Here is a 24,700-nt window from a genome sequence, read left to right as displayed (position 1 = left end):
ATTGTTGTTCGTCGCCTGCGTCCTCGCGCCGCCATGCTGAGCGCATGAGAAACGTTGCTGAACTGAGCGGACGGCACCGCGGTCTCCTGTTCGCCCTAGCGATCACCGCTGGCGTGCTCAACCTGGTCGACCGGCAGGTGATCGCGGTGCTGAAGCCGGTGATCGCCACCGATCTGGGCTGGAGCGACGACGATTACGGAACGCTCGCGGCATGGTTCCAGGGCGGCGCGGCGGTCGGTTTCCTGTTCAGCGGCTGGATCGCGGACCGGCTGGGCGTGCGCTGGGCCAATCCGGTCGGGGTCGCGGCATGGAGCGTCGCGGCATTGCTGCACGGCTGGGCGCGGTCAATGACCGAGTTCATCGCGGTGCGGGTGGCGTTGGGCGCGACGGAAGCGATGGGAACGCCGACCGGCATCAAGACGATCGCCGCGGTGCTGCCGCCGCGCTGGCGCTCGACCGGGTTTGGCGCGGGCAATGCCGCCAACAGCCTCGGCGCGATTCTCGCCCCGCTTGCGATCCCGGTACTGGGGCTGTGGCTGGGGTGGCGGGGGACGTTCGTCGCCGTCGGTATCGTCGGGTTGCTCTGGGCCCTGGCATGGTTGGGGACAGCGCACGGCGTCGCCTTTTCCGCGCCGAAAATGGCGGATGCCGCATCGCCGCTGCCCTCCGAACCGATGCTGCGCGATCGGCGGACATGGGCGGTCGCGGGCGCCAAACTCCTGTCCGACGCGACATGGTGGCTGCTGTTGTTCTGGCTGCCGGATTTCTTTCACCGCCAGTTCGGTCTGTCAGGCGTGGCGCTGGGCGTGCCACTGGCGCTGGCATACGGCGGGGCGGCGATCGGTTCGCTACTGGGGGGCGTGATCCCGACGCGATTGCTCGGGCGCGGCGCATCGCTGAACCGGGTCCGCAAGGGCGTGCTGCTGGGCGCGGCGCTGGCGGTGATGCCGATCCCGCTCGCGCTGCTGACGGACAGCTATGCGGTCGCGGTGTCGCTGATGGCACTGGCGCTGGCGGGGCATCAGGCGTTTTCGACCAACGTCTTCGCGATGATCGCCGATATCGTCCCGCAGCAGCGGGTCGGGCGGGTCACTGCATTCGGATCGTTCTGCGGCAATATGGGCGGCGTGGCGATCGCCAAGATTGCCGGGCTGACGCTGGCGGCGGGGCTGGGATACCTGCCGCTGCTGGTGTTCGCCAGCGTCGCCTATCTGGCGGCGTGGGGATGGATTCAGGTGTTGCTGCCACGGCTTAGCCCGATCGAGACGGATCGGTAGGTCGGGATGACGTCAATCCGATCCGTCATTGCTGCGCGACGCTCGCAATGACGGCCGTTGGTTTCACGGGGGGACGAGGATGGCGGCAGCGGGCAGAAACCAACGAATGGCCCTAAAGCCGGCCTGTATCCGTACGATATGCTTCTTTATACCCGATCTATGAAGTAGGCTTTAGCGTCCGCCACGATCTGAAAGGGGACCCGATGATCGATCGACGCCTGTCCGTGCTGCTTGCCACCACCGCCTTCTCGCTGTTCGCCTCACCCGCCATCGCACAGGACGCGTCCGCGCCGCAGGGTTCGACATCCGCCGGGACGCCCGCCACGCCATCGGCCGCCGAGGGCGACGTGGTCGTCACCGCGCGCTTCCGCAACGAATCGCTCCAGCAGGTGCCGATCGCGATCACCGCGGTCGACGGCAAGTCGCTGGCGGAGCGGCAGCTGAACAATCTTGAGCGCATCGCGGCGTCGATCCCGTCGGTCGGGTTCCGCAGCGGCGCGTCGAACAAGGATCGTACCGTCTTCATCCGCGGCATCGGCACGATCACCACCTCGCCGGGGGTCGAGCCGTCGGTGTCGACGGTGCTGGACGGCGTGGTGCTGACCCGCCCCGGCCAGTCGACGCTCGATCTGGGCGAGGTCGAGCGGGTCGAGGTGCTGCGCGGGCCACAGGGAACGTTGTTCGGCAAGAACGCCTCGGCGGGCGTCGTGAACATCGTCACCCGCAATCCGACCGACGAATTTCACGCATTCGGTGAGGCGGGCGCGACCACCGATCAGGAATATCGCATCAAGGCCGGCGTGTCGGGTGCGATCGTGCCCGGCAAGGTGCAGGCGCTGATCGGCGGGCTTTACAGCGACTTCGACGGTAATTTGCGTAATGTCGTCACCGGGCACGACGCCAATGGCTCACGACGCTATGGCGCGCGCGGCAAGCTGGTGGTGACGCCGTTCGACGCGCTGAAGCTGACCGCGATCGGCGATTATCTCAACACGCGCGAGACGGTGGCGGGTGTCTATCAGTCGACGCAGCAGATCGCCTATCCGACCGGCGCGATCACCAATTCCGCACCACTCGCCGCCGCGCTGGCGTCGCAGGGGATCGTCGCGGTACCGGGCAATCGCCGGCTGGCCACCAATCTCGACACCAATGTCCGCGACGAGAATTACGGCGGGTCGCTGACCGCCGATCTGTCATTGGGCGATTATCAGCTGACCTCGATCAGCGCGTGGCGGCAGTGGCTGAACCATCAGCGGCAGGATTATGATCAACTGGCGCAGTTGACCACGACCTTTCCGTCGGGCGTCGACGACGGCAGCGTCGACAGCCGGCAATTCTCGCAGGAGTTGCGGCTGACCTCGCCGCGCGGCGGGCTGATCGATTACGTGCTCGGCGCCTATTACCTGCGCGCGCAGACCGAAGAGCGCTATCAGCGCGCGCTGACGACGCTGGCCGGGACGACGCAGACGTCGACCACCGGTGTCGCGAATTACGGCATCACCAACCACAATTACGCGGTGTTCGGGGAGGCGAACGTCAACTTCACCGAGCATTTCCGCGCGATCGCGGGCTATCGCTCGACGTGGGACTCGCTTGATTTCACCCATGTCCGCACGTCGAGCAACGACCCGACCAACAGCGGGGCGGCGTCGCTCGATCGCCCGGGCATCCGCGCGTACCACAATGCCAGCGGGAGCACCGATGCGCGCGGCGACAGCTATCGGCTCGGGCTGCAGCTCGACATCGGCGCGCACGCGCAGACGTATTTCACCTATTCGCGCGGCTATAAGGGGCCGGCGTACAACGTCTATTTCAACATGCGTTCGCTCAACGCCACGACGCTGCTCGACGAAGTGCCGCTGAGCCCCGAGACGTCGAACTCCTATGAGGGCGGCGTCAAGGGCAGCACCGCCGATCGCGCGCTGAGCTATGCGGTGGCCGTCTTTACGACCGATTTCGACGGCTATCAGGCGAACTTCACTGACTCGGTGGGCGGTGCGCCGGTGACGCGGCTGATCAATGCCGGGTCGGTGCGATCGCGCGGGGTGGAGGCGGACGTGACGTTGCGCCCGATCAGGGGCCTCACCTTCGACCTGTCGGGTGCCTATACCGACGCCACGGTGCGCGACTTCAACTGCCCGGTCGGCGCGCCGGTCAGCTGCAACATCAACGGCCAGCCGCTTCCCTATGCGCCCAAGGTGCGGCTGTTCGAGAATGCGACCTATCGCTTCGGGCTGACCGACAGCCTGTCGCTGGAGCTGCAAAGCGACGTGACGTTCAGCAGCAAGGTGCAATATTCGCTGGCGCAGACGCCGAACACGGTCCAGCCGGCCTATGCGATCTGGAACGCCAGCGTCGCGCTGCTCCATCCCGGCGACGGGTGGCAGCTGCGCGCCTATGTCAAGAACATCACCGACTCGCCTTATGCGAGCTTCCTGACCAATGGCACCTTCGCCGGCACCGTGCGGTTCGTGCCGCGCGACGACCAGCGCTATGCCGGGCTGTTGCTGCGCAAGGATTTCTGACGATGGGCGATGAGACGACGCGTCGTGGCGTGCTGCTGGCCGGGACCGGCGGCGCGTTCGGGCTCTATTCGATGGCGGCGGGGGCGGTGCCCGCGCCGAGGCGCTCGCGTCGCTTGCCGAAGCTGCCGGGCGTCAAGCCGCGCAACATCCTCGTCGTACTGACCGACGACCATCGCTACGACGCGCTGGGGTTCATGAAGGCGCAGGCGTTCGGCGACACGCCGACGCTCGACCGGCTGGCACGCGAGGGCACGCATTTTCGCAACGCCTTCGTCACCACGGCGCTGTGTTCGCCGAGCCGCGCGTCGATCTTCACCGGGCTGTACGCGCATCAGCACAAGGTGGTCGACAACAACCATCCGATCCCGCCGGGGCTGGTCTTCTATCCCGAATATCTGCAGGCCGCCGGCTACGACACCGCGTTTATCGGCAAATGGCATATGGGCGACGAAGGGGACGCGCCGCAGCCGGGGTTCGACCATTGGGTCAGCTTCAAGGGGCAGGGGAGCTATCTGCCGAGCGCCGACGGGCTGAACGTCGACGGGCGGCGCGTGCCGCAGAAGGGGTATATCACCGACGAGCTGACCGGTTACGCACTCGACTGGATCGGCAAGCGCCCGGCGGGGCGGCCGTGGATGATGCATCTGGCGCACAAGGCGGTGCATTCCGAATTTATCCCGGCCGAGCGCCACAAGGGCCGGTACGACAAGGAAACGTTCCGCTATCCGGCGTCGATGCAGCCCGGCGCGCCGGGGCGGCCGATGTGGGTCGAGAACCAGCGTAACAGCTGGCACGGGGTCGGCTTTCCGTACCACGGCACGCTCGACATCGGTGACTATTACAAGCGCTACATGGAGACGCTGCTGGCGGTCGACGAAGGGCTGGCGCGGATCATGGACCTGCTCGAGGCGCGCGGCGAGCTGGACGACACGCTGATCCTGTACCTCGGCGACAACGGCTTCATGTTCGGCGAGCATGGCCTGATCGACAAGCGCACCGCCTATGAGGAATCGATGCGCATCCCGATGCTCGCGCGTTGCCCGGCGCTGTTTCCGGCGGGCAGCGTGGTCGAGCAGGTGGTCGCGAACATCGACATCGCGCCGACCATGCTGGCGGCGGCGGGGTTGCGCGCGCCCGAGGGCATGGCCGGCAGCAACGCGCTGCCGCTGGTCCGCGACGCGCACGCGCCGTGGCGCAACGAACTACTCTACGAATATTATTGGGAGCGCAATTTCCCGCAGACGCCAACCGTCCATGCGCTGCGTGAGGACCGGTACAAGTACATGCACTTCCACGGTGTCTGGGACATCGACGAGCTGTACGATCTGGCCGAAGATCCGCACGAGACGAACAATCTGATCGCGCGGCCCGGACATGAGGAACTGGCGGAGCGGATGAGCGGCAAGCTGTTCGCGCTGCTGGAGAAGACCGACGGCATGTCGATCCCGCTCAGCGCCGATGCGGGGGTGCGCAATGCGCTGCGCGATCCCGCCGGGCCGGCGCAGGCGCCATTCCCGGCGATGCTGCAGCGGCGCGGGATCGATCCGCGTTGACAAGCCAGCGCCGCGATACGCCGGCGTCGAGCGGAGAAAGACCAGTGTTCAGGGACATCGCTCCGCTGAGTAGCGCTGATCGCGGTCCCCGACCCACCGGTTGATCGTCATCAATGGCGCAGTTTTTCCGACTGGGTTAAGCCGCTGTGATGAAGATCGAAGACGTCAGTTGACGACATGGTCGCCCGCCGCCCGCGCCGGTGTCGCCATCTGCGTGCCGGCGCGCAACGAGGCGGACATGTTGCCGCAGCTTTTCGCCGCGATCGAGCGGCTCGATCGGTGCGGGGTGGCACCGATCCTGTGTCTCCTTCTCGACAGTTGCGACGATCATAGCGCGTCGGTCGCGCGCAGCTATGCCGAACAGGCATCGTTGCCGGTCCATGTCGCACGCGCGCACCAGACGGAGCCCAACGCCGGCCGCGCGCGGCACCGTGCGATGCAACTGGGCGCGCGAGCGCTGAACGGCACCGGAATCCTGCTGGCGACCGACGCCGACAGCAAGCCCGAGGTCGACTGGTTGCAGGCGATGGTCGCCGCGCTCGGCCATGCGGAGGTCGTCGCCGGCCGGGTGAGAAGAACCGTCACGCAGCCTCATCCGACACAGGATCGCATCGAGCGCTATTACGAAGCGCTCCATGCCAGGCGGCGTGTCCTCGATCCGGTGGCATGGGAGGCAGCGGCGACCCACCATCAGACGAGCAGTGCCAATCTGGGGATCTCGGTCCACCATTATCGCTCGCTGGGTGGGTTCCAGCCGCTGACCGCCGGCGAGGACGCGCGGCTCGCCGACGACGCGGCGCGTGCGGGGATGCGGGTCCGGCGCGACGCGGCCAGCGTCGTGCATACGTCCGATCGGCGAACGGGACGGGTCCTGCACGGTTTCGCGCACGGGCTGCGCACCCTCGACGGCGCAGGCGACGGGATCGAAGTGGCGCATCCCGACGATGCGACATGGCAATATCGCGGCCATGCGTCGGCGCGCCGTGCGTACCGGGATGGCGAGCTGGCGGACCTGGCGGACGCGATCGATATCCCCACGGACCATCTCCGCGGCGTGATGCGCGACAGCCCGAACGCCGAGGCCTTCGCGATGCGTGTCATACCCGTGCCGCTCGGCGGCATGCGCCGGGTGACGCTGCCTGTGGCCGAGGCTGCCCTGGCGGCGATGTCGTCCGGGCGGCACGCTGCGTGACCGACCTGCGTCGCGCCATCGCCATTCGCTCGGCATTGCTGCCCGACCTCGGCGACCCGTCAGACGAAGGCGCATTGCTGCAGTTGCTCCGGCTCCTTTACGCGACCGGCCGCCTCGACCTGCCGCTGGGCCGCCTCTTCGAAGGGCATGTCGACGCATTGCAGATTGTGCGACGGTACGGCACCCCGCGCCAGCGCGATGACGTGGTCGCGATCGTCGCGGGCAGCGGCGCACTGGGCGTGTGGAACGCGGATCTTGCCGGCGAGCCCCTGCGGCTAGCCGACAATCGGCTAACCGGTGGAAAGAGTTTCGCCAGCGGGGCGGGGGTCCTGTCGCATGCGCTGGTCACCGTCGATGCGGAGGGCGGCCGCCAGCTGTTGCTGCTCGACCTCGCCCGCACGACGCCCGCAGTTGACCGCTCCTTCTGGCATGTAACCGGCATGCAGCGGTCGGAAACGCACGTCGTACGCTGGTTCGACGCGCCGATAAGCGACCACGACCCGATTGGGGCACCGGGCGATTACGTGTGCGAACCGTGGTTCAGCGGCGGCGCCTTGCGGTTCGCGGCCGTGCAGGCCGGCGGCGTCGCCGCTCTGCTCGATCATACGACGGCGCATCTCGTCGCAGCCGGTCGCGCGGACGATCCGCATCAGAAGGGTCGTCTCGCCGCGCTATATGGCCTGGCCGAAGCGGCAGCGGGGGCGGTCCGCACCGCCGCGGCGGGCTGGTTCGGTGCGCCGGCGTCGCGCTTGCCTCTGGTCGCCGCGGCGCGTGCGGCAGTCTATGCGGCCGGCGGTCAGGCGATCGAGCTTGCCGAACAGGCGGTGGGGGTACAATCGCTGTTCGTCGGGCATCCGCTTGCCGCGGTCATCACCGACCTTTCGGTCTACCTTCGTCAACCATCGCCCGATGCGCAGCGCATGCAGGTGGGGGCGGCCCTGGCCGCCGGGAACCTGAAGGCGAGCCTGTGACATCGTGGCCTGTCATGCCGCGTCGGTTGCTCGTGGTCGCACCGCACCCGGACGACGAGACGATCGGAGCGCATACGCTGATGGCCCGGATGCGACGACGTGGTGTCGCGGTGCGCGTTGTCGTCGTCACGGATGGCGCCGCCTCACATCCCTACAGCGTCCGTTGGCCACGCCGGCGGCTCGTGGCGGAGCGTCGGCGTGAGAGCCGGCGCGTGTTGCGGCAGATCGGTGTGACGGCGAGTGCGGTGACGTTCCTCGACCTTCCGGACGGTCGGCTTGTCACGCAAGCGGCGACCGCGCGTCGCGGGCTGGCGCGCGCGGTCGCCGGTCGTGGCGCGGCGCTCGTCGTGGCGCCGTCCCACAGCGACGACCATCCAGACCACCGCGTCGTCGCTGCGTGCGTGGCAATGCTTCGGCAGCCGGGTCTACGGACGCTGTCGTACCCGGTCTGGCCGGCGGGCCAGAAGATCGCGGGCGCCAGGCATCTGTTCCTTACCACGCAGGAGCGGCTGGCCAAGCGCCGCGCCCTCCTCACCTACCGCACGCAGACCGGGCGCATCGCCGACGACCCTCAGGGTTTCGCGATGACACGACGGCAGATCGCTGCCTTCACGAGCGCGCAAGAGACATTTGCGGAACGACGACGATGAGGCCGATCACGCTGGACGGCTTCGACGCCAAGTTCGCGGCCGATGACGATCCATGGTCGACGTTCACCGGCCACGACGAGGTGGTGAAACGTCGCGCGATCCTGCGCGCGATGGGGCCGGGACCGTGGGGGCGCATCCTCGAGATTGCCGCCGGCAACGGCTCTAACAGCGTTGCGATCGCCCGACGCGCGTTGCGCCTCGACGCCACCGAAGCGACGGCGAGCGGCACGGCGTTGGTGGCGAAGGCGCTGGCGCAGCGGCAGCGGGCGCGTGCGATCAGGCTGGCCGTCCCCGCACGGCTGCCGCGCGCACGCTATGACATCATCGTGGTGGCCGAGGTCATCTACTATCTGAACGAGCGCGACATGGCGCAGACCGCGCGCGATGTCGCCGCCGCATTGCGTCCCGGAGGAACCCTGGTGCTGGCACACCATCGGGTCGATTATCCTGACTTCGCGCAACATGCCGCGAACCTGCAGCGTGCCTTCCTGGCCGCGACCCGTCGTCGCTGGCAGGTGCGGGTCGGTCGGCGCACGGGCCGCTGGATCGTGCTTGCGTGCCGGCCCGATGACGGGGTGCAGGAAAGGCGGTCCTGTGGCAATCTATGATGGCAGGTCGTCCGTCAGCCAGCATTGTCACGGCTGTTCCAATTGCTCGGCTGGCGGTGCTCCCGTGCCCATTCACCTGTACCGGTGACTGAAGCCGGGCTCATCGACGCGCCGCCTGGTCAATCGGGGATCCTCGAAGAGATCGCGGATGGCTCGCTGCCGGAACCTGTTCCACCAACGCTGCCAGCGATGCTCCGCCGCGTCGTGGAGGAGGTGGCAACGCTGACAGAGCGCAGCGAGGTTGGAGCGCGCATTGTTGCCGGGATCATGGTCGAGATGCGCACAAGCGAGCACGACCTTGGTTGTCCGAACAGATGAGAGGGCGAGATAGCCAGACAACGATGTCCGCCTTCCCCGCTGTGACCGCCAATACCCGGACCTGGCATCCCACCACCGGCCATCTCCCAGGTGGATCACCCGACGCAAGTGAGGGCGACCACAATGATCACACCGCGAACCCGCGCGCTTGAAGCGCACGACCGCCGACAACTGCACCCAGTCGATCGGATAGAGCCAGCGGTTCTCGGGACGGATCGGCATTTCGATTCTATGAGTCAGCGGCCTCAAGAACGAAAGGGAAAACTGATCACACGGCCAGGAGCCGCGTCCGCAGGGACGAAGCGGCAAATTGATGCCCGGTGCGACTATTGGAGGCGCGTCAGCACCTCCTGCCAATAATCGAGTTCACGTCCGAAGGCCTGTAGCGGGATCCGCTCGTCCGTGCCGTGCGCGCGGCTGTCGTCGGGCAGCACCAGCCCGAGGCTGCCGGCGCCCCAGGTGGGGATGCCGGCGCGGCGATATTCCCGTCCCTCCGTCCCGCCCGACGACATGGTCGGGTGGAGCGTCGCACCCGGATAGGTGGCGGACAGGCCGGCTTGGAGCAACGCCGTCACCGCCGCGCGCGGCTCGGACACCGGGCTCTCCACGGCCTCGTCGACCAGTGTGATGGCGGTGTCCGGTCCCGCCGCGCTGGCCAGCCCCTGCCGTACCGCCTCGACCGCGACGCCCGGCAGGATGCGGCAGTTCACGGTAGCCGTCGCGTTCTGCGGCAGCGCGTTGGGCGCGTTGCCGGCCTCCAGCATCGTGGCGACGCAGGTGGTCCACAAGATGTTCGACACGTCGGGATAGCGGCGCACGACGTCCAGCGCCCGGGCGTCGTCCGGCACGGTCGTCAGCCGGGTCAATGCCTCGCCGAGCGCCCCGCCGCGCTCCGCCGCGATGCGGGTCACCATCGCGCGGGTCACGCTGTTGAGCTGGACCGGAAAGCGCGTGCTCTCGATCCGCGTCAACGCATGCGCAAGTTGGTAGATCGCATTGTCGTCGCGCGGCACCGAACTGTGACCACCGCGATTCCTGACCGTCACCGCGAAGGTGGCGTTGGTCTTCTCGGCGGCCTGCATCCCGAAGGCGATCGGGCGCCCGTCCGCCGTCACCGACCCGCCGCCCGCGTCCGAGTTGAGCGCATAGGCCGCCCGCGCCACCCAAGGATGCGCGATGACCGCGCGGGTGGAGCGCATTCCGGTTTCCTCGTCGCCGGAAAAGGCGAGCAGCAGATCGCGGTTCGGCCGCCATCCGGCCCGGCGCAGGCGCACGAACGTTTCGACCAGCACCGCGACGCCGAACTTGTTATCCTGCGTGCCGCGTCCGTAGAGATAGCCGTCCTTTTCCACGGGCTTGTACGGGTCGGTCGCCCAGTTGGCCGCGACCGCATCGACCACATCCATATGCGCGAGCAGCGCCACCGGGGGGAGCTTCGCGTCGCGCCCCGCGTAGCGCACGATCAGCCCCATCGTCTGCTCGCCATCCACCGTGACCGGCCGGCGCACGATATCCTCCGGCGCAAAGCCGGCCTTCGTCAACTTCGCCGCGAGCACGTCGACCAGTTCGGGAACGCGCCCACGTCGCTTGGCGGTCGGGATGGCGACCAGCTGCTTCAACAGCGCCACCGCCTCGGCGCGATCGGCCTCGGTGGGCGAGGCAAGCCTGCCGGTTGCGGCTACAGCGGGCAGCGGTGCCGCCGCCAGGGAGAAAACAAGCGCAATCCGCAGCATCGGTGTCTCGTCCTTTTTGACGACGGGCGAGGCAGGTGGCGCTTCGCCCGGTCCCGTCACATCAGAAGCGCAGCGAGGCGCTGGTGAACAGATACCGACCCGTGGCATCGTAGAATTGCGGGTAGGTGTTGCCGTTGCCGCCATCCTCGATCGCGGAGGTGGTGGTGAGCGGCGGCTGCTTGTCGAGAAGGTTGTTGACGCCCAGCGTGAAGCGGACGTTCTCCCTGGCATCGAAGGTGAAGGCCAGATCGAAATAGCTGCGGCTGTTGAGCTGCCTGTTCAGCGCGGCGAAGCTGCCCGAAAGCGCCGGCTGATCGCTGGTCTGCGCGATCTTCACCGCGGAGATGTAGCGCCAGGTCAGGTTCACACCGACACCACCCGGCGTGTTCCAGGTCGCCAGCATCCGGTGACGCCACTCGGGGCGCGGCCGCCCGCACAGGCCGCCGTACAGGCCCTTGCAGTCGTACACGTCCGCGGCGGGCGAGCCGGGCAGCGGCACCGTCTCATATTCCGCCAGATAGGTACCCGCCAGATTGAACGCGAGGCTGCCGAACCGTCCGCTCGGGACGCGATAGTCGAGCGCGACGTCGATCCCGCGCGTGCTCAGCGAGCCGGTGTTGACGTTGAAGCGGCGGAAATAGCCGGTGTCGTTGAGGAACAGCGTCCCGCCCGCGCCGCGATTGATCAGCCCGCAGAAGAACGCGTCACCCGTGCCGAGACAGTTGGTGAGCGCCAGATTGGGGTTCACGCTGCCGACCAGGTTCTTCACGCGGATGTCGAAATAGTCGACCGACAGCGAGAGGCGCGGTACGAACGTCGGCTCGAACACCAGCCCCGCCGACCAGGTATCGGCCTTCTCCGGATCGAGATCGCGGTTGCCGCCGATCAGCGAGTTGAACTGGCCCGCCGGATTGTCGATGATCCGTCCGTATTGCGCGGCGGTCACGCCGGTGCGGGCGCATTGCTCGGCGGTGGCGAAGGGAGTCTCGCCGGCGCAGGGATCGTAGAGGCCGTTGGCAAGCTCGGTCAGCTCCACCTCGAACAAGGACTGGGAAGCGAACAGCTCGACCACGTTGGGCGCGCGCACCGCGCGCTGGTAGCTGCCGCGGAACCGCGCGGAGCGTGCCGGCGCCCAGTTGAGGCCGAGCTTGTAGGTGTGCGTCTTGAAGCCCGTGTCATAGTCCGAATAGCGATACGCGCCTTCGAACGAGAGCAGGTGGAAGAACGGCCGTGACTCGACGAACGGCACGTTCAGCTCGCCGAACACCTCCTTGGCGGTGGTCGAGCCGCTGACCGGAAATTCCGGCGACGTCGAATTCTGATACACTTCGTCGGGCAGCAGCTCGAGCGTGTTCTTGCGATATTCAACGCCGAACGCCACGCCGATGCCGCTGTCGGCCCAGGGCAGGATCGCGCCGTACTTGCCCAGGTCGCCGTTGAGCGAGGCGACGATGTTGGTCAGCCCGGTGTCGCCGATAATGCTCTTGGCCTCGGCGATATAGCCGACCGCGGCCGCGCTCGCCGGGCGTCCGCTGAAGTAATCGAGCGGGGCGCAATTCGGATCGTCGTTGGCCGAGACCGCGTCGGCGTTGATGGCGCACACCGCCTGGCCGAAGGTCGCCGAGCCGGCGCGCCGGTCGACCACCGCGTTCAGCGCGTTGGCGACCCGCTGCACGTTGGCATCGCCGGTGAACCGGCTGCGATAGTCGACGCGCGCATAGCTGGCGTAGACGTCATAGCTGAAGGCGCGATCAAGCTGGCCGCGCACGCCGCCGACGATGCGGAAGGTGGAGTGGCGGATGTCGTCCTGTCGCGCGCCGCCTTCCACGTTGCGTCGGCTGATCAGGATGCCCGGCGCGATCGCCGCCGGCCCGACATAGGCGCCGGCCGCGTTATAGTTGCTGGCGGTCGACAGCCCGGCCGCGCCGCAGACGAACTGGACCTGCTGCGCACTGAGCAGCGGGTTGTCGCAGTTGAGGCCGCCCGCGCTGCCCAGCACGCCGCCCGACACCGTTCCCGGCGCGATCTGCGCGGTCGAGCGGTCGTTCATGTAGCTCAGTTCGAAATAGGGGATCAGCCGTTCGCTCAGCTCGATATGGCCGATCGCACCCAGCGTGTAGCGCTCGTCTGGGCGCTGATAATAGTTGGAGGGAGCGAAATTATACGTGCGGCGCCCGGCGATGAACTGCCCATTGTCGACGCGGAACTGCGTCGGCACATTCGCGACCGCGCCGGTGTTGGCGATATTCGCGGGATCGTTGAAGCCGGAGCCGCTGCACGCATAAGTGTCGCCGCCGTTGCCGGCAGTTCCCAGGGCGCACGCGCTATAGTCATAGTCGGCCTGCAGGATCGGTCGAATCTTGCGATAGGTGGCGTAAGCGGTGATGTTCCCGCGTCCATCGGCCATGTTGGTGCCCATGACCGCCGAATAATCCTGCGTGAAGCCGTTCCACACCGACTTGTCGGGTTTGGGATAGGCGCCCGGCACCAGCCGATCGTTCGTATCCAGCAAGTCGCGCAGCTGACGATTGCCGTTGCTGTGCTGGTAGATGCTGAGCCCGGCGTTGAGCTTCAGCCCCTCGAAATTGTCGATGAGGTTGAAGTTGACGACGCCGGCGATGGCGTCCGAGCCATAGACCGCCGATGCGCCGCCGGTGAGCACCTCGACATTGCGCACCAGCGCGGCGGGCACCTGGTTGAGATCGGACGGCACCGCCTTGGGACTGCCATAAGGCAGCCGCTTCCCGTTGACGAGCACGAGCGTGCGGACCGGCGTCAGCCCGCGCAGGTCGACCTGCGCGGTGCCGGTCGCCTCGTTTGAATTGGCGGACCCCTGCGCCGCGAACACCTGCGGCAATTGATTGACCAGATCCTCGCTGCGGGTCGCGCCGCGGGTCACGAACTCCTCGCCGGTCACCTGGATCACGGGGCTGATGCTGGTGGCGTTGGCGGACCGGATGCGCGATCCGGTGACGACGACCGTGGCGCCTTCCCCTTCGGGATCGTCAAGCCCCGGATCCGCAGCTTGCGCCTCGATCGGGGGGGCGGGGGTCGTCTCCTGCGCCGCGGCGGGGAGCGCGATCACGCCCCACATGATGGTGGTGGCCAGCAGGGTCGAGCGATGCCTGTTATTCACGTCCCATGTCTCCCTTTTTGGGCGCGCACCGCCGCGCTGGCGGCGGGCGCGCGTCTATCCGCGACGCGCCGCCCCGTATGGGCGGGCGCCTGTTCCTCCGGTGATCGCGGCCGTTGTCGGCCGTCGTGCGTGGGTCTTCAGTATCGCCAGCTGGTGAGGTCGGCGCCCTTTGGAGCACTGGCCTCAATGCGCTTCAGGATCTTCGGCAAGTAGAAGCTGTTGTAGCGCAGTCGTCCGATCGCATTCGACGTGGCATGATCGCCATTCCAGCAATGTTCGCGGCGATCGCCGTAATCGACCTCGCCGCGATAGGCGGGGCTGGCCGTCTTGAGAAAATCCTCCATGAGATAGACGGCGTTGTTGAGATAGAAATTGTCCATATCGCCGACGTAGATGTGGATTTTGCCCTGCAGCTTGGGGGCCAGCGTCTTCCAGTCGCGCTGTAGGATATGACGAAGGTCATAATTCTCACGCCAATAGGCAGCGACCTCCTTGTCGATCACGCCGGTACGCTTGTCCCAGATTCGCTTGGGATAGCCGTCGTCGCCCTGCGGTGAGTACACCGCTTCCCAGATGTCCCACTGGCCGCCCGACCGTGACCTGTCGCCGAGCACCAGCTCGAGCCGGTTCTCCTGCTCGATCGTATAGGGCACATGGTCCAGCCAGTCGCGCTTGCCCGGATGCTCGACGCTGCCGAACGGGCCATCGTAGCGAAAGGCGTTGGCGTCGTCGTAGATGTTCACCGTCATCGTCTGGCGGAAGTCGATCGGATCGGGGCAGGCGGCGAAGGCACCGTTATACTGGTCGGGATATTTGATCTGGACGCCCAGCGCTTCCCAGCCGCCGGTCGAGCCGCCGTAGAGAAAGCGCGACCAGCCCGCCCCGAGCCCGCGATACCGCCGCTCCAGCTCTGGGATGAAATCATAGGTGATGGCGTCGCCATACGGCCCGAGATTGGCCGAGTTCACCGCATAACTGTCGTCATAATAGGGATTGGAATGGTCGATCTCGACGACCAGATAGCGCGGGAATTTGTCGGACACCCACTTGCGGTAGAAATCATACGCTTCCTGCTGCTCGTCGCGATTGTAGCAGGGAAGGCCGAAGCGCTCGCTCGGCTCGCATTTCAGCTTGGGGTCCGGCGGGGTGGTGCGGAAACCGCCAAAATCGTCCGGGAAATGCCCGTGGAAGATCATCAGTGGATAGCGCGCTTCCGGGTGCTTGTCGAAATCGCGCGGCACGAGCACATGCCCGCGGATATAGATGTCGCGACCCCAGAATTTCGACAGCCGTTCGTTGCGCACCTTGAAGTGACGGACGAATTCGGTGTCCCTGGGTTCAGCGATCGGCGGGTTCACCTGATCCAGTTCCAAGGGGATCGTGGTGCGTCCGGCGGGGTCGAAGTCGATCTGGCGCGGCGTACCGAAGAAATTGCCCGGCTCCAGCCGCCAGTTCTGGCCCGCACCGCGCGGGGCGGGCAGCTTCACCGTGCGGCCGTTCGACAGTTTGTAGGTATCGTAGCGGTGCAGCACCGGCTGCGCCCAATAGCGGCCCTTGGGCACCTGCGTCGTGCTGAGCGCCGGAAAGCCGAGTACGTCGGCACCGACGGTCGCGGATTGCCCGCGACGCAGTCCGTCGACGGTCACGCCGAACACCTGTGCGCCGAAATAATCGGGGCGCACCTGAAAGCGTGGTTCGGTCGCCTTTTCCTTGCTCAGGATCACCAGCACCCGCCCGTCGACGCCATCCGCCACCGCAGTTGCCGGCAACGTCACCCGGAAATCGTCCGCCAGCGCCGGCGTTACCGCCATCAGCGCCGCTGTCACCCCTGCCGCCCATCGCTTCGCCATTGCCCCATCCCCCTTTTTCAAGCCGCCCCGCACCCGTCCGTCACTCGGACGGGATCGGGGTGATCTCGGTTTGCCGCCCGTCGAGGAAGCGCACCCGCCGCCCGTCGTAGAAGGCGTTTTCCTCCGCGCGGAACTGCACTTCCTGCCCGCCCCATTCCGGCACCGGCGCATAGGCCGCCAGCTCGATCGACCAGGCGGTGTCGGCATGGATCGGATACTCACCGCGCTCGTCGCCGCTTTGCTTGTCCCAGAAACCGATCGCGGTGCCGGCGGCGTGGCCGTGGTAGCCGAGTGGGTGGGTGTAGATGGTCGGCTTCAACCCGGCTGCGATCGCTCTGGCCCGCGCCGCCGCCAGCACCTGGTTGCCGCTCTTGCCAACCTCGAACGATGAAAGCAGCGCGTCCTGCACTCCGTTGGCCGCCTTCAGGCCCGCCGCCAGACCGGCGGGCACCGCGCGCTCGCCCGGCTTGAGGACATAAGCGAGATGCTGCGTGTCGGTGTTGAGCCGCAGATAGGTGATGCCGAAATCGGTCCACAGCAGGTCGCCCGGCTGGATCACCGTGTCGCCCTCCAGCATGGTCGACGCGCCGCGGCGGATGATCCCGACCGAGGGCTGGAACCATGTCGACAGCCCCAGGTCCGACACGCGTTGGCGATACCACCAGACCACGTCGTCGCTGGTGGTGCGGCCCGGGGTGATGACCTTGCGCGAAAACGCCTCGCCGATAATCCCGTGCGCCAGCCGGACGATGCCGGGATAGATTTTCATCTCGGAGGGGACGCGGGTTTCCAGCCAGCCGACCGCCAGCCGGTCGCCGGGAATGATCCGCCCGCGCAGGTCGGGCGACAGCGCCGCGGTCATTTCGTTATACTGGCTGAGCGTCATCCCGTCCGCGAAGGCCGAGACGGCGGAGGTGTTGATCGCGATCTTGCGCGGGTTGCGCGCGGCGATCAGATCGGCGACCGCCTTCCACTGGTCGGGCTGCTTGTCCGGATCCCACGCCGGGCTGAACAAGCCGCCAAGCCCGTAGCGGCTGACCGTCAGCCGCTCGATCGGCTTCCCCGCGCCGGGATCGAAGAAGATCAGGATCGTGCGCCGCCGCGCGTGCAGGCTCTCCGAGTTGAGCATGGTGGCGACCACCGGCTCCTCGAAATATTCGCGCGCCATCAGCACCCACATGTCGACGCCCTGCGCGCGCATCAGCTTCGGCACGACCGTGTCGAGCCGTTCGGCAAGGATCGCGTTCTGCAGCTGGGCGCGGTTGCGGATCGAGAGGACACCGGGCAGGGCCGGCGCGCGCTGCTCGATGTCGCTCATCGGCAGGATCGGCGCCGCGACCGGCGCCTGCGCCATGCGCTGGCCCATCTGCGCGCGCGACGGCCCCTGCGCGGCCGCCACCCCGACGAGCGCCGACGCCCCCAACAACGCCGCCGCATATCGCACCGAGATGGACCCCTTGCCCCACGCCATCGCCTGAACCCCGTTTTTATAGCTGTTGCGTGAAAATGAACGTAACCTTATGCCACTGTCAAGCGGTCTTATTTGCTGTCGCGCATAGGGGTGGCCGATCGTCGTGCCGGCGGGCGCGGAGCATGGCGGAGCGGCCCGTCCCGATGGCCGAATGGATGAGGCGGCGAGCGGCGCCGCAGAGAGGATGCGCAATGACCGGGAACCGGATGTTCGATCCGACCAGCGAGGCGTTCCGCCTGGCCACGTCGCCTTTCTATCTGATCGCGCACGCCGATTACATGTACCACCGCAACATGGATGCGGTGCTTGCCGCGCATGGCGCGAACAAGGCGATGTACCGGATCATGACCGTCCTGCGCGACCATCAGCCCTGCCGCATGACCGACCTTGCCGACATGGCGCTGATCAAGCGACCGACCGTTAGCCGCATCGTCGAGCGTATGGTCGAGCTGGGCCTCGTCCATGCCGCGCAGAGCGAGGAGGACAGCCGCGCCACCGACGTGCGGATGTCGCGCGAGGGGCGCGCCTTGCTCGACACGCTGACCCCGCTCGTCGCACCGCTGTTCGTGGAAGCGACCGCAGGGCTCAGCCATGACGAACTGCAGCGTTTCGTCGCGACGTTGCAGATCATCGGCAGCAATCTGTCCCGCGCGGGCGACCGGAAGACGCCGGAAAGTTGACATCGCCGCCGCCCTCCGTCGATACGTTCATTTGAACGCGAACCGGGGGGCGCGGCATGAACATACGATCGGAGCGGAGGCGGTGAGCCGCCCGCATCGCGACGCCGGCGGGCCTGACCGGGTGGACGCGGCATCCTTTTGGCAGACGCACGCCGGTGAAGCGGCGTCGCACCCGCCGCTGCGCGGCGGCGTGGAGACCGAATTCGCGATCGTCGGGGCGGGGATCGCCGGCCTGTCGCTCGCGCTTCAGCTTGCCGAAGCGGGACGCGAGGTGGTGGTGGTCGAGGAGAGCGTGCCGGGCGCGGGCGCGCTGGGCGCCTCGGCGGGAATCGTCGCGCCGCAGCTGGTGCGCACCACGCCGCGGCAGGTTCTTTCCCGCCTTGGGCGCGACGTCGGGGGCGGATGGCTCCGGCTGGTCGGGGAGAGTGGCGGCCATCTGTTCGGCCTCATCCGTGAGCACGGCATCGACTGCGACGCCCGGCCGCATGGCTTCGTCGCCCCCGCCCGCGGCGCGGACGCGCTGCGGCGCCTGACGTCCGTGGTCGAGGAATGGCGGCCGTTCCGGCAGGATCTCACCATTCTGGACGCCACCGGCGTCGCCGCCCTGACCGGCACCGAAGGCTATACCGCCGCCGTACTTGACGCGAGCGGAGGCGGCATCGATCCGGTGCGGCTCGCGCATGGGCTGGCCGATCGGCTGGTGACAGCGGGCGGGCAGCTCTTTCATCATAGCCCGGCGACCGCATTGACCCGCGAGCAGGACGCGTGGCGTCTCGTGACGACTGGCGGGTCGGTGCGTGCGGCGCGGGTCATCCTGTGCGCCAATGGCGGCAACCACCGGCTGCACCCGCTGCTGCGTGAAACGGTGCTGCCGATGCGGATCCACGAACTGGTCACGCACCCGTTGTCCGCGGCGATGCGCGCGGCGGTATTGCCGCGCGGGCAGGCGCTCACCGATCTGGAACACGACATCTTCTCGATCCGCTGGATCGCCGGCGATCGATTGCTGACCTATTATCCCGTCGCCGCGCACGCCACCGCCACTGCCATCGAGGCGGCGGTAAACAAGCGGCTGCGCGACATGCTGCGCTATCACGAGCCGGTCGGAATCGCGCATCTGTGGCAGGGGGTGGCATGGATGAACAGCAGCCTGCTTCCCCGCGTCGTGCGGCTCGACGAGCGGTTGCTGGCGGTGCAGGCGTGCAATGGCCGGGGCATCGCCACCAACGCGATCGTAGGGCGGGAGGTCGCCAGGATGCTGCTTTCGCCAACGACGTACCGCCCGCAAATCGCTTTGGACGTGCCGCGTCGCGTGCGCGGTTTTGCGCTTGCCCGGCACCTGCCAACCGTGCTGTTGCATGGCGCACGGGCGATGGCGCGATGGTCGCGGCGGTAGGGTCTGCACTCGATCCAGCCAGGGGGCGGGAACGGATGATTGAGACGGTCATGTTGCCGGCGGTGCTGGCGCTTGCGATGCTGGGTGCCGGGCTCGACATCGATCTGCGCCGTCTGCCGAACGGCCATATCGCCGCGCGCACGATGTTCGCGGGTCTGGTCGTGACGGTGATCCTGCTGCCGCTCGCCGGCCTTACGATCGCCGCATGCTTCCGCGACGAGCCGGCGATCGCCTTCGGTCTGGCGCTGCTGGCGGTTTCGCCGGCCGGCCTGCTGGCCGGGCCGATGGCGAGCGCGGCCGGGGGCGCGGCGGGGACGGCGGTCGCGCTGACAGCTTCCTCCAGCCTGCTGTACCTGGCGGCGGCGCCGCGGCTGATCCCGGCGCTGGCGATCTGGTTCGACGTGCCCGCCGGCACGGTGGATCTGCCCGGTCGTGATATCCTGACAGGTATCTCGGCCATCTGCGTGTTGCCGCTGGTGGTCGGCGCGGTCATTCGACTCGTCGCGCCGTGTCACGCCCGCTCGTCCGGGCGGATCATCGCGTCGCTGATCCGGCCACTGCTTGGCTGCGTGCTGACGTATATCCTGATCGTGAACGTCGATGCCTTGTGGCGCTGCTCGGCCGGCCTGCTGGGCGCGACGTTGCTCCTGAACCTGCTGGCGGTGCTGCTCGCGGGCGGCGTGGCGGCCGTCGCGGCGTGCCGCCCTGTCGATCGCCTCGCGATCGAGGGCGCGTGCCTCATCCGGCAGGAAGGCACCGGTATTTTCGTCGCCGCCGTCGTCTTTGACGAGACCACGGCCGCATTGCCCCTGATCGTCAACAGCGTCACCGCGCTGATCGTCGCGCACCTGCTGCGCTCCTGCCGACGAAGCGGACGCTCGTCCCTTGCCGCGCGAGCGACCGTCTAGGGTAACGGCGATTGACGTGAAATAACGACAGGCGACTTTTCATCGTCATCGATCCTGCTAGCCATGGCTCATGCTGAGATTACGGATCAAGCGTCATGAGGCGGCGATCGAGCGCATGTTCGATCGTCTGGCTGCGATAGAAGCATCCATTGCGGGGCTGGGCGACGAGGACCTGCTGGATCTCGCCGACATCTTCGCGGATGCCGGGGAGTCCCCGCTGCGCCAGATGGCGCGGGATGAGATGCATCGGCGCCAGATTACCTTGTGACGCTTCAATCCCGCTCGGACAGGCCGTACCGTCCTAACCGGGCAGGCTGAGCGGTCGGGTGCGCGGCGCCCGGCGCCATTGCGAGACGTCGGCGGTCAGCAATTCGGCCGTCCGCCGGATCAACCGGCGCAACGCGTCGAATGCCGGTACCTCGTCCTGCGCGATCCGACGCAGCGCGGTCAGGAACGTCGCATCGCGTCGGTCGCTATAGCGGTCCGGACGTTGGTGTCCGTGGAGACGTACGATGGCCGAAACCGGAACCGCGACCCTTTATCGCATGGTGTTGCCCGAGCACGTCTGCCCGTTCGGGGTCCGCGCCAAGCAGATGCTGGAGGGAGCCGGCTTCGAGGTCGACGATCGCCTGCTGACGTCGCGCGAGCAGGTCGACGCCTTCAAGGCGGAGCATCATGTCGCCACGACGCCGCAGGTCTTCATCGACGGTGAGCGCATCGGCGGCAGCGACGAACTCGAACAGTATCTCGCACGCGGATAGGCTGGTGGGTCATGGCGGCGACGCACTCAGCGTCCGGCCGCCATGAATCTGTCGGCAGTGCGCAGCGACAGCGCCATGATGGTCAGCGCCGGGTTGGCTGCCAACGCGCTAGGGAAGATAGAATTGTCGCAGATCAGCAGGTTCGGGACGTCGAAGCTGCGGCCGTCCGCATCGACGACCGCCTCGTCGCCGCTGTCGCCCATCCGGCAGGTGCCGATCGTGTGCGCCGAGCGGTCGATCGCCAAAATATCGCTGGCGCCCGCCGCCTCCCAGATCGCGGTCATCGTGCGCCGGGCGTGACGATCGATGCCGCGTTCGTTGGCGTGATAGCCGAAGTCGACCCGCGCCTTGCGGTGGCCGAAGGCATCGACCTCATCCGATAGCGTCAGGCGATTGTCGGGATGCGGCAGGCAGTCGCCATTGATGCCGATTCCTGCCAGTCGATTGTAGTTGCGGAGCAGCCGCTGCAAACGCTCGCCCCACAGCCCGGCGCCGCGCGCCAGCCCGTTGGCGAGGTTGACCGGCAGGACACCGAGGCTCTGGATCAGATAGCCGCCGGCGAAATCGGCATCGGCGGGCCGCAGCAGATCCTCGGTGATGAGCGACGAGGGATAGCCACGATTCATGCGCATCTCGGCGTCGAAGCTGCCCCAGACCTGCGTCGCGACATGCGCCATGAAGTTCCGGCCGACCTGCCCGCTCGAATTGGCAAGGCCGAGATTGAGCAGCAGTCGTGGCGTCTCTACCCCGCCTGCGCACAGGAACACCGCGCGGCAGCGCTGACGCCGCTCCTCGCCGTGCTGGCGATAGACGACCCCGGTGATGCGACCGTCGCCATCGAGATCGAACGACAGGGCGCGCGCACCGGCGCGGATCTCCGCACCATGCGCGACGGCGTGCGGCAGATAGCTGGTGTCCATGCTGGTCTTGGCGGCGTTGCGGCAGCCCTGATGGCAGGTGCCGCAGTTCACGCATGCCTGCCGCTGTCCCCAATGCGGTTGCTCACGGTCGCGCGAGACCAGCGCAGCAGGGGCGTCGACGGCGGTGATCCCGATCGCCGCGCAGCCACGCGCCATCGCGTCGGCCGAGGCGTTGCGCGCGACCGGGGGGTAGGCGTAATGGCGGCTGGCGTCCCACGGGTAGGACCGGGGCCCGGAGACGCCGGTAAACGCCTCGACGCGACGGATATAGTCGATCAGTTCGGCATGAGCGACCGGCCAGTCGGCGCCCTCGCCGGTCATCGTCTTCAGTTGCAGGTCGCGCGGGTCGGGGCGGGGACAGAAGGCGCCCCAATGCAGCGTCGAGCCGCCGACGCCCATCCCCGAATTGTTCGAGCCGAACGCAGTCGGATCGTCACCCCCGCTCAGCCGTTCCTCCATCCAGTAGATGTCGGCGGCCAGCTCGTCGGCGACATGCTCCTCCGGGCGATGCGTGCGCCCCGCCTCCAGCGCGACAACGGACAGTCCGGCCTCCGCCAGCCGTGCCAGCAAAGGTGCGCCACCCGCGCCGGTGCCGATCACCACGGCATCGATGACATCATTGTCGGCGAGCGGTGCGCGGCTCATGCGTTCGTCTCCGCGGCGTGCTGCCATTGCTCAATGTCGTTGGCGGCGGTTCGGACGAAACCCTGCTTGCGCGGACCATCGCCGCCGACCGCGAAGCCGTCGTAGCCGATCGCCGCCATCGCGGCGGGAGTCGCCATCCATTGCCGCACGATCTCCGCGCGGACATCCTGGAACCACAAGGTCATCTGCGCGGGCGAGAGCAGGTCGGTGCCGGCCTGCCCGGCGTCGATCCGGGTCAGCCAATCCTGCTGCTCCGGCGCTGTCAGCGCGGCGAAGCCGCCGGTCAGCGCGTCGAGCGACGCCAGCCCGTGCGCCCAGGCGTCGGGATCGGGCGGAAGATCGGCGAAGCGCCAGCCGTCGCCGGGGCCATGCACCGTCGCGCCGACGCGCGTCGCCAGCGCGCGGTCCGCGCCCAGATCCGGCAGGACCTGCGCGACCAGCGCGGTGACGGCTTCCAGTTGCGCGGCCGACCAGCCGGTGGCCTGCTCGGGTAGCGGGCGGGTCCGCCCCAGCATCGCGGCACGGGTGCGGCGGCTGACGCGCTCCGATCCGAGCAGGCGGACGAAACCGGCCGGCAGCGCGGTCTTCGCCACCGCAGCGGCATGGCCCGCGATCAGTCGTGCCAGCGCCTCGGGTTGCTCGTAGGGGATCAGATGCGCGGCGCCGTCGACGACGCGAAGCTCGGCGGTCTCGTAGAGCGGAAGGTTGAGACGGCGCTGCGCCGCTTCGCCGAGATCGCCGTCCTCCCCACCCGCGACGATCAGCGCGGGGATCGTGATGGGCGCGGCGACGTCACGCCAGTCTTCGCGGCTGCCGCGCTCCAGCCAGCCCAGCCACGCCTCGCGGCTCGACCGTTCGACGTCGGCGATCGCCTTTTCATGCAGCGCATCGGGCAGCGGCGCGGCGATGTTGGCCGCGACGAACGTCTCGGCCTCCTCCCGCCCGATCGGGCCATCCGCAACCCAGCCGATCATCTGTGCGCGACGCTCATCATCGATCGGCTCGGGGGAGGGGGGTGACGCGGCGACGAGGACGACGCCCAGCACGCCCGCCAATCCGGCTTCCCCCGCCATCGCGCGCGCCGCGACCAACGTGGCGATCTTGCCGCCCATGCTGTGCCCGACCAGCACGCACGCGGTGAGCCGCTCGCGCTGAATGATTGCGGCAAGTTCGTCCGCCATCGTGGCGACATCGGCATAGCCGTCGGCGGCGCGAGTGCCGAAACCGGGCAGGTCGAGCGCCAGGCACGGATGGTCGGGCAGATGGCGGCGCACGCTATCCCACGCCCGGCCGCTTGCGCCGAGCGCATGAAGAAAAACTAATGTCGGTTGGGTCACATGGCCTCGCCCAGCTAGATCCCCTGCTGGACGATGCAGGGCCGCTCCTGTTCCCCCGCCATCGGGCAGAACAAAAATTAATCCGAATCAGGATCATGGCTGCGAATGTTGTTGGCACTCAGCGCAGTCGAGGGAACTCTCCGCCGCAGCGAACGCTTCGGCAACAAGTCTCATCAACGCTGGAGTGAGTTCGTGACCAAAACCGATCAGGCACAGCCGATATACAAGATCGAATATCGTGAGATCCAGCCGTTCGGCACGTTGAAAGACCTGCCGCTCGGCCTGTCGGACAATGCGCGCAAGCAGAGCGTCTCGATCTTGAATCAAGTCCTTGCCGACACGATAATGCTACGCGACCTCTACAAGAAGCATCATTGGCAGATGTCGGGGGCGACCTTCTATCAACTGCACCTGCTGCTCGACACGCATTACGAGAAGCAGGCCGAACTGGTCGACATGGTCGCCGAGCGGATCCAGGCACTGGGCGGGATCAGCATCGCCACGCCGCATGATGTGGCCGAGATGACCCGAATCCCGCGTCCGCCGCGCGGGCGTGAGGACGTTCCGACGATGCTGGCCCGGCTGATCGATGCGCACCGGATCGTACTGGAAGAGGCGCACGAAGGCGCCAAGACCGCCGATGAGTCTGGCGATGACGGCACCAACGACCTGCTGGTCAGCGACATCATTCGCACCGGTGAGCCGCAGGTGTGGTTCATCAGCGAGCATCTGGCCGCGACCGACCTGCAGCGCACGCGCTGACTGGCAC

At 67.4% G+C, this 24,700-nt stretch carries 20 protein-coding genes; 14 read left to right on the top strand and 6 right to left on the bottom strand.

What is annotated here, in order from left to right; translation table 11 throughout:
• The first annotated feature begins 44 nt into the window (after positions 1-44).
• The 8 genes from ACI2JO_RS16920 to ACI2JO_RS16885 all read left to right on the top strand — a co-directional run bounded on the left by ACI2JO_RS16920 (position 45) and on the right by ACI2JO_RS16885 (position 9,094).
• The gene (locus tag ACI2JO_RS16920) at positions 45-1,277 is read left to right on the top strand and encodes an MFS transporter (protein WP_404721782.1); all 1,233 of its coding nucleotides are present in this window, start codon (positions 45-47) and stop codon (positions 1,275-1,277) included.
• Positions 1,278-1,480: 203 nt separating this feature from the next.
• A complete protein-coding gene (locus ACI2JO_RS16915; protein WP_404721781.1) occupies positions 1,481-3,802 on the top strand; it encodes a TonB-dependent receptor in 2,322 nt (773 codons plus the stop codon).
• A gap of 2 nt (positions 3,803-3,804) precedes the next feature.
• Positions 3,805-5,355 (top strand): sulfatase, encoded by a 1,551-nt coding sequence (locus ACI2JO_RS16910; RefSeq protein ID WP_404721780.1) that lies wholly within the window; start codon positions 3,805-3,807, stop codon positions 5,353-5,355.
• A 169-nt stretch (positions 5,356-5,524) separates the two neighbouring features.
• Entirely contained in the window at positions 5,525-6,547 is a 1,023-nt protein-coding gene (locus tag ACI2JO_RS16905) for a glycosyltransferase (protein ID WP_404721779.1), read from the top strand.
• Complete coding sequence (locus ACI2JO_RS16900) at positions 6,544-7,518, top strand: acyl-CoA dehydrogenase (protein WP_404721778.1); 975 nt, start codon at positions 6,544-6,546, stop codon at positions 7,516-7,518. The genes ACI2JO_RS16905 and ACI2JO_RS16900 overlap by 4 nt, the downstream gene beginning before the upstream one ends.
• A gap of 14 nt (positions 7,519-7,532) precedes the next feature.
• Positions 7,533-8,168, top strand: coding sequence for a PIG-L deacetylase family protein (locus ACI2JO_RS16895; RefSeq protein ID WP_404721777.1), 636 nt, complete (start codon positions 7,533-7,535; stop codon positions 8,166-8,168).
• A complete protein-coding gene (locus ACI2JO_RS16890; RefSeq protein ID WP_404721776.1) occupies positions 8,165-8,776 on the top strand; it encodes a class I SAM-dependent methyltransferase in 612 nt (203 codons plus the stop codon). The genes ACI2JO_RS16895 and ACI2JO_RS16890 overlap by 4 nt, the downstream gene beginning before the upstream one ends.
• A 24-nt stretch (positions 8,777-8,800) precedes the next feature.
• Entirely contained in the window at positions 8,801-9,094 is a 294-nt protein-coding gene (locus ACI2JO_RS16885; protein WP_404721775.1) for a hypothetical protein, read from the top strand.
• Positions 9,095-9,420: 326 nt separating this feature from the next.
• Here the strand turns inward: ACI2JO_RS16885 and ACI2JO_RS16880 are convergent, their stop codons facing one another.
• The 4 genes from ACI2JO_RS16880 to ACI2JO_RS16865 all read right to left on the bottom strand — a co-directional run bounded on the left by ACI2JO_RS16880 (position 9,421) and on the right by ACI2JO_RS16865 (position 17,284).
• Positions 9,421-10,827: a M20/M25/M40 family metallo-hydrolase gene (locus ACI2JO_RS16880; RefSeq protein WP_404721774.1), complete on the bottom strand. Its 1,407-nt coding sequence runs from the start codon at positions 10,825-10,827 to the stop codon at positions 9,421-9,423.
• A gap of 61 nt (positions 10,828-10,888) precedes the next feature.
• The gene (locus ACI2JO_RS16875; protein WP_404721773.1) at positions 10,889-13,963 is read right to left on the bottom strand and encodes a TonB-dependent receptor domain-containing protein; all 3,075 of its coding nucleotides are present in this window, start codon (positions 13,961-13,963) and stop codon (positions 10,889-10,891) included.
• A gap of 137 nt (positions 13,964-14,100) precedes the next feature.
• Positions 14,101-15,813 carry a hypothetical protein gene (locus tag ACI2JO_RS16870; protein ID WP_404721772.1) on the bottom strand — a complete coding sequence of 571 codons (1,713 nt, stop codon included), beginning with the start codon at positions 15,811-15,813 and terminating at the stop codon, positions 14,101-14,103.
• A 40-nt stretch (positions 15,814-15,853) separates the two neighbouring features.
• Positions 15,854-17,284: a M24 family metallopeptidase gene (locus ACI2JO_RS16865; RefSeq protein ID WP_404721771.1), complete on the bottom strand. Its 1,431-nt coding sequence runs from the start codon at positions 17,282-17,284 to the stop codon at positions 15,854-15,856.
• Between the two features lie 191 nt (positions 17,285-17,475).
• On the opposite strand from ACI2JO_RS16865, the gene ACI2JO_RS16860 reads away from it, so the two are divergent.
• The 5 genes from ACI2JO_RS16860 (at position 17,476) to ACI2JO_RS16840 (ending at position 21,029) form a co-directional block, all read left to right on the top strand.
• The gene (locus ACI2JO_RS16860) at positions 17,476-17,964 is read left to right on the top strand and encodes a MarR family winged helix-turn-helix transcriptional regulator (RefSeq protein WP_404721770.1); all 489 of its coding nucleotides are present in this window, start codon (positions 17,476-17,478) and stop codon (positions 17,962-17,964) included.
• A gap of 82 nt (positions 17,965-18,046) precedes the next feature.
• Positions 18,047-19,360, top strand: a complete 1,314-nt coding sequence (locus tag ACI2JO_RS16855) for an NAD(P)/FAD-dependent oxidoreductase (RefSeq protein ID WP_404721769.1) — start codon at positions 18,047-18,049, stop codon at positions 19,358-19,360.
• Positions 19,345-20,268: a bile acid:sodium symporter gene (locus ACI2JO_RS16850; RefSeq protein ID WP_404721768.1), complete on the top strand. Its 924-nt coding sequence runs from the start codon at positions 19,345-19,347 to the stop codon at positions 20,266-20,268. Before ACI2JO_RS16855 ends, ACI2JO_RS16850 begins: the two co-directional genes overlap by 16 nt.
• 115 nt (positions 20,269-20,383) lie before the next feature.
• On the top strand, positions 20,384-20,536 hold the full coding sequence (locus ACI2JO_RS16845; RefSeq protein WP_404721767.1) for a hypothetical protein: 153 nt from the start codon (positions 20,384-20,386) through the stop codon (positions 20,534-20,536).
• Positions 20,537-20,780: 244 nt separating this feature from the next.
• Positions 20,781-21,029, top strand: a complete 249-nt coding sequence (locus ACI2JO_RS16840; RefSeq protein ID WP_404721766.1) for a glutaredoxin domain-containing protein — start codon at positions 20,781-20,783, stop codon at positions 21,027-21,029.
• A 26-nt stretch (positions 21,030-21,055) separates the two neighbouring features.
• Here the strand turns inward: ACI2JO_RS16840 and ACI2JO_RS16835 are convergent, their stop codons facing one another.
• Together ACI2JO_RS16835 and ACI2JO_RS16830 are read right to left on the bottom strand one after the other, a co-directional pair.
• Positions 21,056-22,594, bottom strand: coding sequence for a GMC family oxidoreductase (locus ACI2JO_RS16835; RefSeq protein ID WP_404721765.1), 1,539 nt, complete (start codon positions 22,592-22,594; stop codon positions 21,056-21,058).
• Positions 22,591-23,931 (bottom strand): alpha/beta fold hydrolase, encoded by a 1,341-nt coding sequence (locus ACI2JO_RS16830; protein ID WP_404721764.1) that lies wholly within the window; start codon positions 23,929-23,931, stop codon positions 22,591-22,593. The genes ACI2JO_RS16835 and ACI2JO_RS16830 overlap by 4 nt, the downstream gene beginning before the upstream one ends.
• 192 nt (positions 23,932-24,123) lie before the next feature.
• On the opposite strand from ACI2JO_RS16830, the gene ACI2JO_RS16825 reads away from it, so the two are divergent.
• Positions 24,124-24,693, top strand: a complete 570-nt coding sequence (locus ACI2JO_RS16825; protein WP_404721763.1) for a Dps family protein — start codon at positions 24,124-24,126, stop codon at positions 24,691-24,693.
• The last annotated feature ends 7 nt before the right edge of the window (positions 24,694-24,700 follow it).

The sequence above is a fragment of the Sphingomonas sp. NPDC079357 genome, assembly GCF_044901155.1.
Taxonomy (GTDB): Bacteria; Pseudomonadota; Alphaproteobacteria; order Sphingomonadales; family Sphingomonadaceae; genus Sphingomonas.
This window is presented reverse-complemented; position numbering and strand designations above follow the sequence as displayed.

Coding starts and splice junctions, on each gene's coding strand:
- ACI2JO_RS16920 (WP_404721782.1), top strand. CDS start 45: ATGAGAAACGTTGCTGAACTGAGCGGACGGCACCGCGGTCTCCTGTTC.
- ACI2JO_RS16915 (WP_404721781.1), top strand. CDS start 1,481: ATGATCGATCGACGCCTGTCCGTGCTGCTTGCCACCACCGCCTTCTCG.
- ACI2JO_RS16910 (WP_404721780.1), top strand. CDS start 3,805: ATGGGCGATGAGACGACGCGTCGTGGCGTGCTGCTGGCCGGGACCGGC.
- ACI2JO_RS16895 (WP_404721777.1), top strand. CDS start 7,533: ATGCCGCGTCGGTTGCTCGTGGTCGCACCGCACCCGGACGACGAGACG.
- ACI2JO_RS16890 (WP_404721776.1), top strand. CDS start 8,165: ATGAGGCCGATCACGCTGGACGGCTTCGACGCCAAGTTCGCGGCCGAT.
- ACI2JO_RS16880 (WP_404721774.1), bottom strand. CDS start 10,827: ATGCTGCGGATTGCGCTTGTTTTCTCCCTGGCGGCGGCACCGCTGCCC.
- ACI2JO_RS16870 (WP_404721772.1), bottom strand. CDS start 15,813: ATGGCGAAGCGATGGGCGGCAGGGGTGACAGCGGCGCTGATGGCGGTA.
- ACI2JO_RS16865 (WP_404721771.1), bottom strand. CDS start 17,284: ATGGCGTGGGGCAAGGGGTCCATCTCGGTGCGATATGCGGCGGCGTTG.
- ACI2JO_RS16860 (WP_404721770.1), top strand. CDS start 17,476: ATGACCGGGAACCGGATGTTCGATCCGACCAGCGAGGCGTTCCGCCTG.
- ACI2JO_RS16850 (WP_404721768.1), top strand. CDS start 19,345: ATGGTCGCGGCGGTAGGGTCTGCACTCGATCCAGCCAGGGGGCGGGAA.
- ACI2JO_RS16845 (WP_404721767.1), top strand. CDS start 20,384: ATGTTCGATCGTCTGGCTGCGATAGAAGCATCCATTGCGGGGCTGGGC.
- ACI2JO_RS16840 (WP_404721766.1), top strand. CDS start 20,781: ATGGCCGAAACCGGAACCGCGACCCTTTATCGCATGGTGTTGCCCGAG.
- ACI2JO_RS16835 (WP_404721765.1), bottom strand. CDS start 22,594: ATGAGCCGCGCACCGCTCGCCGACAATGATGTCATCGATGCCGTGGTG.